6 protein-coding genes and 1 pseudogene are annotated in these 8,903 nt (G+C 70.7%); 3 read left to right on the top strand and 4 right to left on the bottom strand.

Annotation, left to right across the window (positions count from 1 at the left end):
• Positions 1 to 198: 198 nt before the first annotated feature.
• Together AB0M20_RS14400 and AB0M20_RS14405 are read right to left on the bottom strand one after the other, a co-directional pair.
• Positions 199 to 1,002, bottom strand: coding sequence for a class I SAM-dependent methyltransferase (locus AB0M20_RS14400; RefSeq protein ID WP_364298093.1), 804 nt, complete (start codon positions 1,000 to 1,002; stop codon positions 199 to 201).
• Entirely contained in the window at positions 999 to 1,751 is a 753-nt protein-coding gene (locus tag AB0M20_RS14405) for an SDR family oxidoreductase (protein ID WP_364298095.1), read from the bottom strand. Before AB0M20_RS14405 ends, AB0M20_RS14400 begins: the two co-directional genes overlap by 4 nt.
• 131 nt (positions 1,752 to 1,882) lie before the next feature.
• Here AB0M20_RS14405 and mshA point away from each other — a divergent pair, with 131 nt between their 5' ends.
• Both mshA and AB0M20_RS14415 read left to right on the top strand, forming a co-directional pair.
• A complete protein-coding gene (mshA, locus tag AB0M20_RS14410) occupies positions 1,883 to 3,169 on the top strand; it encodes a D-inositol-3-phosphate glycosyltransferase (RefSeq protein ID WP_364298103.1) in 1,287 nt (428 codons plus the stop codon).
• Positions 3,163 to 3,645, top strand: a complete 483-nt coding sequence (locus AB0M20_RS14415) for a YbjN domain-containing protein (RefSeq protein ID WP_364298097.1) — start codon at positions 3,163 to 3,165, stop codon at positions 3,643 to 3,645. The genes mshA and AB0M20_RS14415 overlap by 7 nt, the downstream gene beginning before the upstream one ends.
• On the opposite strand, the gene AB0M20_RS14420 is transcribed toward AB0M20_RS14415, so the two are convergent.
• Both AB0M20_RS14420 and AB0M20_RS14425 read right to left on the bottom strand, forming a co-directional pair.
• On the bottom strand, positions 3,642 to 5,201 hold the full coding sequence (locus tag AB0M20_RS14420; protein WP_364298099.1) for a chemotaxis protein CheW: 1,560 nt from the start codon (positions 5,199 to 5,201) through the stop codon (positions 3,642 to 3,644). The two genes, AB0M20_RS14415 and AB0M20_RS14420, sit on opposite strands and share 4 nt — an antisense overlap.
• The gene (locus tag AB0M20_RS14425) at positions 5,198 to 7,990 is read right to left on the bottom strand and encodes a PAS domain S-box protein (RefSeq protein ID WP_364298101.1); all 2,793 of its coding nucleotides are present in this window, start codon (positions 7,988 to 7,990) and stop codon (positions 5,198 to 5,200) included. Before AB0M20_RS14425 ends, AB0M20_RS14420 begins: the two co-directional genes overlap by 4 nt.
• A 727-nt stretch (positions 7,991 to 8,717) precedes the next feature.
• Here AB0M20_RS14425 and AB0M20_RS14430 point away from each other — a divergent pair.
• A pseudogene (locus tag AB0M20_RS14430) lies at positions 8,718 to 8,903 on the top strand (2-oxo acid dehydrogenase subunit E2); the annotation flags it as partial.

Here is an 8,903-nt window from a genome sequence, read left to right on the forward strand (position 1 = left end):
GGCCCGGCCCGGCCCCTTTGCTCTGCTTCCCCTGAGGAAGCAGATCCAGGGTGAGGCGGCCCCGGCCGGCAAGCATCGCGCCTGCTCGGCCAAGGGCGCGCCGGCGTCCGGCCCGGTGGGGGTGGCTGGATCTGCTTCCCTGGAGGAAGCAGAGCAAAGGGGCCGCGGGTGGTTGGCCCGACGGGTGGCGGAATCGCCTCAGGCGGCGCGGCCGGGCCAGGGCGTGGTGAGCTCGCCGAGACGCCAGCGGCCCGGCTCGTGCAGGACCCGGCCGTCGGCGTGCAGGGCGGCCGCGGCCCGGCGCCAGCGTTGCCGCGGGCCGAAGGGGCCGGCCGCCGCGTCCCAGGCTCGGCGCAGCGCCGACAGGAAGTCGTGGATCGGCTCGCCCGGAACGTTGTGGTGGATGAGCGCCTTGGGCAGGCGCTCGGCGATTGTCTCCGGATGGTCCAGGGTGGACAACCGCGTCGAGAGGGTCAGCGTCTGCGGGCCGTCCGCCGTCACGAGCGCCCACGTGGCCACCCGGCCCAGCTCGTCGCAGGTGCCCTCGACCAGCACCGCGCCCGTCACGGTCATCGCCCGCCACGCCTCGGCGACCGCGTCCTCGTCGTACTGGCGCAGCACGTTCAGCGCCCGCACCACGACCGGGCGCAGGCCGGCCAGCTCGAAACCGCCGCGGCGGAACTCCAGGCCCGGCGGGTCCGCGGAGGATTGCGCCGCTGCCACGCGTACCGGATCGATCTCCAATCCGACCACCGCGACGTCCGCACGTACCTGGTCGCGCAGTCTCGCCCGCAGCTCGACGGCGGTGACGGGCGTGGCTCCGAAGCCCAGATCGACGACCAGGGGTACGCGCGCCCGCGCGATCAGGTTGCCGCACCGGTACGCGATCCAGTTGTCCACCCGGCGCAACCGGTTGGGGTTGGTCGTGCCTCTGGTGATCGCGCCGACCGGCCGTCCGCCGCCCCGCCGCCGTCCCTGACCGGACCGAGGGCCGATCCTCACAACTCTCGATGCACCTTGTGCTGGGCCGCCTGGGCGAGCGGACGCACCACCAGCCGGTCGATGTTGACGTGGTGCGGACGGGTGGCCGCCCACGCGATGCAGTCGGCGATGTCGTCGGCGACCAGCGGCTCTGCCACGCCGGCGTAGACCGCCTCCGCCTTCTCCGGGCTGCCGGTCCGGTTCAGCGCGAACTCGTCGGTGCGCACCATCCCGGGGTCGATCTCGATCACCCGCACCGGCTTGCCGACGATCTCCAGCCGCAGCGTGCCGACCAGGGCGGTCTGGGCGTGCTTGGCCGCCGTGTACCCGCCACCACCCTCGTAAACGACGAAGCCCGCGGTGGAACCGACCGTCACGATCGTCCCCTTGCCGCTCGCCTCCAACGCCGGCAGCAAGGCCTTGGTCACCCGCAGTGTGCCGAGGACGTTCACGTCGAACATCCACTGCCAGTCGTCGACCGACGCGGCCGAGACCTCGTCCACGCCGCGGGCGCCGCCGGCGTTGTTCACCAGGATGGTGAGCGGCCCGTCCAGGCCGGCCACCGTCTCGGCCAGCCGGGCGACGGACGCGTCGTCGGTGATGTCGCACGCCACCGCGGTCGCGTCGCCGACCTCCTTGACCAGCGCTTCCAGGCGATCGGCCCGGCGCGCGGCGGCCACCACGTGAAAGCCCTCGGCGACCAGACGGCGGGCCGCGGCCGCGCCGATCCCACTGGACGCGCCGGTCACCACCGCGATGTTCTTCGTCATGCCGTCGATCCTGCCTCATGACGCGCGTCACGCTCACGAGTGCTGGTGCGATTCAGCATGCATCGATGGGGAAGATGAACAACGTTGTGACAGTTGACAGAAACGTTTGAACAGATCCGGCGAAGGGACCCATCGTGGTTGGAGGCTGGCCGACTCCTCGGCGTATCGCCACTTTGTCGGTTCACACGTCGCCGCTGGAACAACCGGGCACCGGGGACGCCGGCGGCATGAACGTGTACATCGTCGAGACCTCGAAGCGGCTGGCCGAGCTGGGCGTCGAGGTGGAGATCTTCACCCGGGCGACCTCCTCCGAGCTGCCGCCGCTGGTCGAGATGGCGCCGGGGGTCACCGTGCGGCACGTCACCGCCGGACCCTTCGAGGGCCTGTCGAAAGAAGAGCTGCCGTCGCAGCTTTGCGCGTTCACCAACGGCGTCCTGCGCGCCGAGGCGGCTCACCCGCCCGGCTACTACGACCTCATCCACTCGCACTACTGGCTCTCCGGCCAGGTCGGCTGGCTGGCCCACGAACGCTGGGGTGTGCCGCACGTGCACACCGCACACACCCTGGCCAAGGTGAAGAACAGGCTGATCGCCGCCGGTGACCGGCCCGAGCCCAAGGCCCGGGTGATCGGCGAGGAGCAGGTGGTCGCCGAGTCGGACGCGCTGGTGGCGAACACCCGGTTCGAGGCGCAGGACCTGGTCGCGTGCTACGACGCCGACCCGGGCCGGCTGACCGTGGTGCAGCCCGGCGTCGACCTGTCCCGGTTCCGCCCCGGGCCGTCCGACCGGGCCCGGTTCGGGCTGCCGGAGCACGGTTACGTGGTGTCGTTCGTCGGGCGGATCCAGCCGCTCAAAGGCCCCGACGTGCTGATCCGCGCCCTGGCCGAGCTGCGGCGCCGCGAGCCCGCCACCCCGATCACAGTGGTGATCTGCGGCGGCCCGAGCGGCAGTGGGCTGGATCGGCCCACCTCCCTGATCGAGCTGGCCGCCTCGCTCGGGGTGTCCGACGCGGTGCGGTTCCTCCCGCCGCAGACCGGCGACGACCTGGCCGCGCTCTACCGCTCGTCCGACCTGGTGGCGGTGCCGTCGCACAACGAGTCGTTCGGGCTGGTCGCGCTCGAGGCGCAGGCGTGCGGCACGCCGGTGCTGGCGGCCGCGGTCGGCGGGCTGGTCACGGCGGTCCGCGACGGAATCAGCGGGGTGCTGGTCGACGGCCACGATCCGCGGGACTGGGCGCGGGTGCTGGCCGGGCTGCTGCGCGCGCCCGGGTTCCGCGCGGAGCTGTCCGAGGGGGCGGTCGAGCACGCCACCGGGTTCTCCTGGGACCGGACGGCCGAGGGACTGCTGCGGGTCTACCGTGAGGCGGTGACCGCGCATCGGGCATTGATCGCGGCGCGGCTGGAGGCGTACGCATGGTGAGCGATCTGATCGAGCGGGTTTGTGCCGAGCGTGAGCTGGAGTGCGAGGCCGCCGGCGAGGGTCACTGGGTGGTGACCCTGCCCGGCACGCACAAGCTCAAGACCACCTGCAATCTGATCGTCGGCGAGCACGCCCTGCGCGTCGAGGCGTTCGTGATGCGCCAGCCCGACGAGAACCGCGAGGAGCTGTGGGCCTGGCTGCTGCGCCGCAACGCGCGGATGTACGGGGTGAGCTTCTCCATCGACGGCGTCGGCGACGTCTACCTGACCGGGCGGGTGTCGCTCAAGTCGCTGGACGAGGACGAGCTGGACCGGCTGCTGGGCGCGGTGCTGACGTACGCGGACGAGTCCTTCGACTCGATGCTGGAGATCGGCTTCGGCGAGTCGATCCGCCGCGAGTGGGCCTGGCGGGTCAAGCGCGGCGAGTCACTGGCCAACCTGCAGGCGTTCGAGCACTTCGCCGCCAAGACGGACTAGCTCACCAGCTCGGCGGCGACGAGCTGGGTCAGGTCCACGTTGGGCAGCAGGCGGCCCTGCGCCTCGGTGCCGATCTTGACCAGCGGCCCGCGCTGCAACATCGAGCCCGGCTCGCTCGGCTCCTTCGGCGCGGACTCCTCCCACACCGAGTCCTCGATCGCGTGGAGGGCCGGCACTACGAAGCCGATGAGCTGGACCACAGTGGCGTCCGGGTTCTCCGCGCCGTCCGGAGGACCAGGCGCCGGCAGCGGCACAGCTTCGGGCGCGGGCTGCTGGGCGGTCGCTTCTACCAGCAACACCCGCGCGGCGGCCGGGTCCACCGGGTCGGCCAGCCCCAGCAGCACCGGCAGTGAGAGCAGCGGCACCGACAGCTTGCGGTGGGTGAAGACGCCGAGCAGGGCGCCGCCGCTGTCCAGGCCGATGGCGTGTTCCGGGTACGGGACGATCTCGGTGATCTGGTCGAGGGGCGTGGCCGCCTCCATGCCGACGCTGTAGGTCAGGAACTTGCGCACGCTCGCCACGATCCGGCGCCCGTCGTGACTCTCGGCCGGCACCTCACCGGACACCTCCGGCGGCCGGCTCCCGGCGGAGGCCGCGGCGTCCAGCGGCAGACCCAGGCCGGCCAGCGTGTCCAGCTCCGGGTCCGCGCGCAGCGCCGACCCGTTCAGCAACAGATGCTGCTCGCCGCTCTCGACCCGCAGGATCCCGTCCAGGAAGCCGCCCTTGCGCATGCCGATCGGCGGCAGCGGCAGCACGTCGCTCAGCGGCACCGCCACGATGTCCGCGATGTCGGTGACGGTCAGCACCACCAGGCCACGCTCGGTGGCCAGGACCAGGCCGCGCAGGTTGCCGTCGTCGGGCAGCGCGCCCAGTCCGAGCAGACCCAGCGGGTCGACCGCGGGCACCGCCCGGCCATGCAGGTGCACCACCCCGCGGCAGGTGGACCCGTCCAGCGGCGACGAATGCAGGGTGAGCTGCGGGATCACCGAATGCACGTGCGACACGTCGATGCTCAGGCCGACGGCCCCGCAGCGGAGCAGCAGGACCGTACGCCGGCCCGAATCGGCCGCGGCACCCACCGGCGGGCGCAGGCCGACGTCCTTGACCACCGGGATCCCCGGGCGATCGGAGATCGCCGCCGCGTCCAGCAAAGCGACCACCGCACGATCCTCGGCACGCTCGAAGGTGTGCGAGAACAAGGCCCGTCCCTCGCCGGCCACGGTGGTCTCCAGCAGGGCGTCCGCGGTGATCCGGGCGACGCCCTCGATCTCGTCGGCGAGCAGGCCGAAGATCTGGCCGGCCCGCGCCACGATGACGATCACCTTGCCCTCGTCCTCGGCGTGCGCGCCGAACCCGGCCAGCCGGCACAGGTCCAGCACCGGGATCACCACATGCCGCAGGTTGACCGCGCCGAGCAGCCCTTCCGCGCTGGCCGGCAGCGGACTGAACCGCGGCGGCCGCATGATCACCTCGCGCAGCTCGTCCAGCGGCAGCGCCACCCGCACCTCGCCCGCCCGGAACACCCCGTAGAGGGCGTCCGTGGTGCTGGTCGTCACGAGGACGCCTCGGTGCCGATCAGCTCGGTGATGTGCTGGGAGACGGCCTTGGACGCGTTCTGCTGCAGCGCCGTCGAGTCGGCGATCCGTTTGATCGACTCACTCGTCGAGGCGACACTCTTCAAGATCATTCCGAACGCCTCCTGCGCCCGATGCGAGACCGTCGAGCCCTGGCTCACCCGGTTCGCCGACTCGTGTATCAGCGTGGTGATCTCCCGCGCCGCGTCCGACGAGCGCTCGGCCAGCTTGCGCACCTCACCGGCCACCACCGAGAAGCCGACGCCGTGCTCACCGGCCCGGGCCGCCTCGATCGAGGCGTTGAACGCCAGCAGGTTGGTCTGCCCCGCGATCTCGCCGATCACGTTGACGATCGCCGCGATCTGATCCGACGACCGCTCGATCAGGTCGATCGCCTCGATCGCGTTGCGCAGCTCCTCGTACCCGTCCTGGGCGTTCTGCTGCGTCTCGCCGGCCAGCGTGCTGGCCTGCTGAGCGCTCACCGTGATCTCGTCGATCGAACCGGTCAGCGCGGCGATCGAATCGCTCATCTCCCGCGTCTTGGACGACAGCCGCTGCTCCAGCTGCACCTGGTCGGTGATGTCGTGGGCGTACTTGACGACCTTGAACGGCTCACCCTTGGTGTTCAGGATCGGGCTGTACGTGGCCTGGATCCACACGTCGCGGCCGAACTTGCCGATCCGGTGGAACCGTCCGACAAGGTATTCGCCCTTGCGCAGCCGCAGCCAGAAGTCGCGGTACTCGGCCGAGGTCACGTAGTCGCCGGTGCAGAGCATCGAGTGGTGCTGGCCGACCAGCTCGCGGGCGGAGTAGCCCAGGGTGCGCTGGAAGTTCTCGTTCGCCATCAGGATGTTGCCCTCGAGGTCGAACTCGATGACCGCCTGCGCCCGGTTGATCGCGATGTCCTTGCCCTGGTATTCGGCGTTGCGCAGCTTCGTGTCGGTGACGTCGACCGCGTACTTGACGACCTTGTACGGCCGGCCGTCCAGGTCGTAGATCGGGTTGTACGTGGCCTGCAGCCAGACCTCCCGGCCGCCCTTGGCGACCCGCTTGTACTCGCCCGAGTCGAACTCGCCGCGCCCGAGCTTCTCCCAGAACGCCAGGTAATCCGGGCTCGACGCCGTCTCCGCGTCCATGAACATCCGGTGATGCTGCCCGCGGATCTCCTCCATCGAGTAACCCACCGTGTCCAGGAAGTTCTTGTTCGCGTACAGCACGCGGCCCTGCAGGTCGAACTCGACCACCGCCTGGGCCCGGCTGATCGCCGACACCTTGCCCTCGTACTCGGAGTTGCGCAGCTTGCCCTCGGTGATCTCGGTGGCGTACTTGACGACCTTGAACGGCCGGCCCTCGAGATCGAAGATCGGGTTGTACGACGCCAGCAGCCACACGTCGCGACCGCCCTTGGCGACCCGCTTGTACTCGCCCGACTCGTACTCGCCCTTGGCCAGGCGCTGCCAGAACTGCGCGTACTCGGCGCTCTTCGCGTGCTCGGCGTCGACGAAGACGCGGTGGTGCTGGCCGCGGATCTCCTCGGCCGTGTAGCCCATCGTGTTGAGGAAGTTCGGATTCGCCTCGAGGATCCGGCCGTCGAGGTCGAACTCGACCACCGCCTGAGCCCGGCTGATCGCGGTCACCTTGCCGACGAACTCGGCACTCCTGATCTTGTTCTCGGTGACGTCGCCGGCGTACTCGACCACCTTGAAGGGCCGGCCGTCCAGATCGAAGATCGGGTTGTAGGTCGCCTGCAGCCACACCTCCCGGCCGTCCTTGGCCAGCTGCTTGTACTCGCCCGTCTCGAACTCGCCCCGGGCCAGCGACTGCCAGAAATTCCGGTACGCCGCGCCCCGCGCCTCCTCCTCGTCGACGAACATCCGGTGGTGCTGCCCCCGCACCTCGTCCAGCGTGTAGCCCATCGTGTTGAGGAAGTTCGGGTTGGCGTCGATGATCCGGCCGTCCAGGTCGAACTCGATGACCGCCTGGGCCCGGCCGATCGCGGTGACCTTGCCCTCGTATTCGGCATTGCGCAGCTTCGTCTCGGTGACGTCCATGGCGTACTTGACGATCTTGTAAGGCCGGCCGTCCAGGTTGAAGATCGGGTTGTACGTCGCCCGGATCCACACCTCGCGGCCACCCCGGCCGACCCGCTTGAACTCGCCGCTCTCCACCTCGCCCGACGCCAGCCGCTCCCACAACTGGGCGTACTCGACGCTCTCCGCGTACCGCTCCTCGCACAGCATCCGGTGGTGCTGACCGACCAGATCCCCGAGCGAATAGCCGGTCAGCTCCAGGAAGTTCTCGTTCGCGGTCAGGATGATGCCGTCCAGGTCGAACTCGATCACCGCCTGGGAACGGTCGATCGCCGCGTACTTGCCCTTCAGCTCGGTGACCTGCCGCCGGTCCTCGGTGATGTCGTACGCGGTGATCAGCACCAGGTTCTGGTCCGACTCGATCGGCCCGCAGTTCAACCGCAGCCAGCGGTGCCGGTCGGCGTTGTCCGTCACCGACGTGACCTGCTCCAGATACTCCCCGGCCCGCGCCGCGTCCAGCATCCGGTCCACCGCCGTCGCCGACGTGTGCCACAGCTGCGCCAGCGGCACACCCAGCACATCGTCCTCGGACCGCCCGATCAGCTCGCAGAACCGCTGATTCGCCGTGGCCACCTCGCCGGACCGGCCGTTCACCGTGGCGATCAGGCGCTCGTGCAACAACAGGTCGAGCGCGGCGCGCTGCAACGGCCGGTCGTCGGCTGAAGCGGTGGGCTGGGACATGTAGGTCTCCCATGGGTCGAACCGGGTCAGTCCCCCAACCGATCGGCAACCGTCCCGAAACCCTGAGCCCGACGTACCCTCCACCGTCCGGCGCATCCGACCGGATCCCCCGTTCGGTCAGCTGTGACCGTCAAGACAGATGGCAGACATCCAACTGGCTTGTCAGTCCTTGACCGGTCCAACTAGCGTGGTCGATGGACGCCGAGCCGTTAGTTCGGGGAACGGGTCGACCGCTTGCGGTCACCGCGGTGAGGCGTTGGGGACGGGTGGCATCAGCCGTTGGGGGACGGCGCGACCCGAGACCGGCGGTGTGTGCGGGCGGCGCCTATGGGGATGGGCGTCGTCCGCCGCCGCCGGCGCTGGTTCTCCGTGTCCGCAAAAAGCGCGGGACCCGGAGGCGCCGGCGGCATTCCTGCTCAGGGGGCCGAGCCCCCTGAAACCCCACGTTGTCTTTCTCTTGCGCTCTCCGCTGGGTTGCGGCCTTTGACCCGCCGGGTACGCGACCCCGCCGCGGATCCCCACCTTCGATCCTCGGTGCATAACGTCGCCTGCTCAGCGCGGGCACTTCCCCTGGGCGGACGACCTGGCCGTCGCCGGATTTGCGTCGCCTGTTCTGGGCTGCGTCGGCTGCCGGGCGTTGCTTCGCCCGCCCGACGCTGCGCGGCTCGTCCTCGCGTCGCACCGTCTCGCCTGGCGCCTGCACTGCCGGCCGCTCGCCGTCACACCGGTGCCCTCCAGCGCCGCCTCCCGCGCCCGCACCCTCCGCTCGCTTGGTTACGCCCGCACTGCGCCGCCCGCTTGGCTGCGCCCGCGCCGCCCACGCCGCGTCGCCCACGCCGCCTGCTCCGCGCCGCCCCCGGCCCGCGCCGCCCCCGGCCCGCGCCGCCCGCCCGCGCCGCCCGCCCGCGCCGCC

This window comes from Actinoplanes sp. NPDC051633 (genome assembly GCF_040681735.1).
In the GTDB taxonomy this organism is placed as follows: domain Bacteria; phylum Actinomycetota; class Actinomycetes; order Mycobacteriales; family Micromonosporaceae; genus Actinoplanes.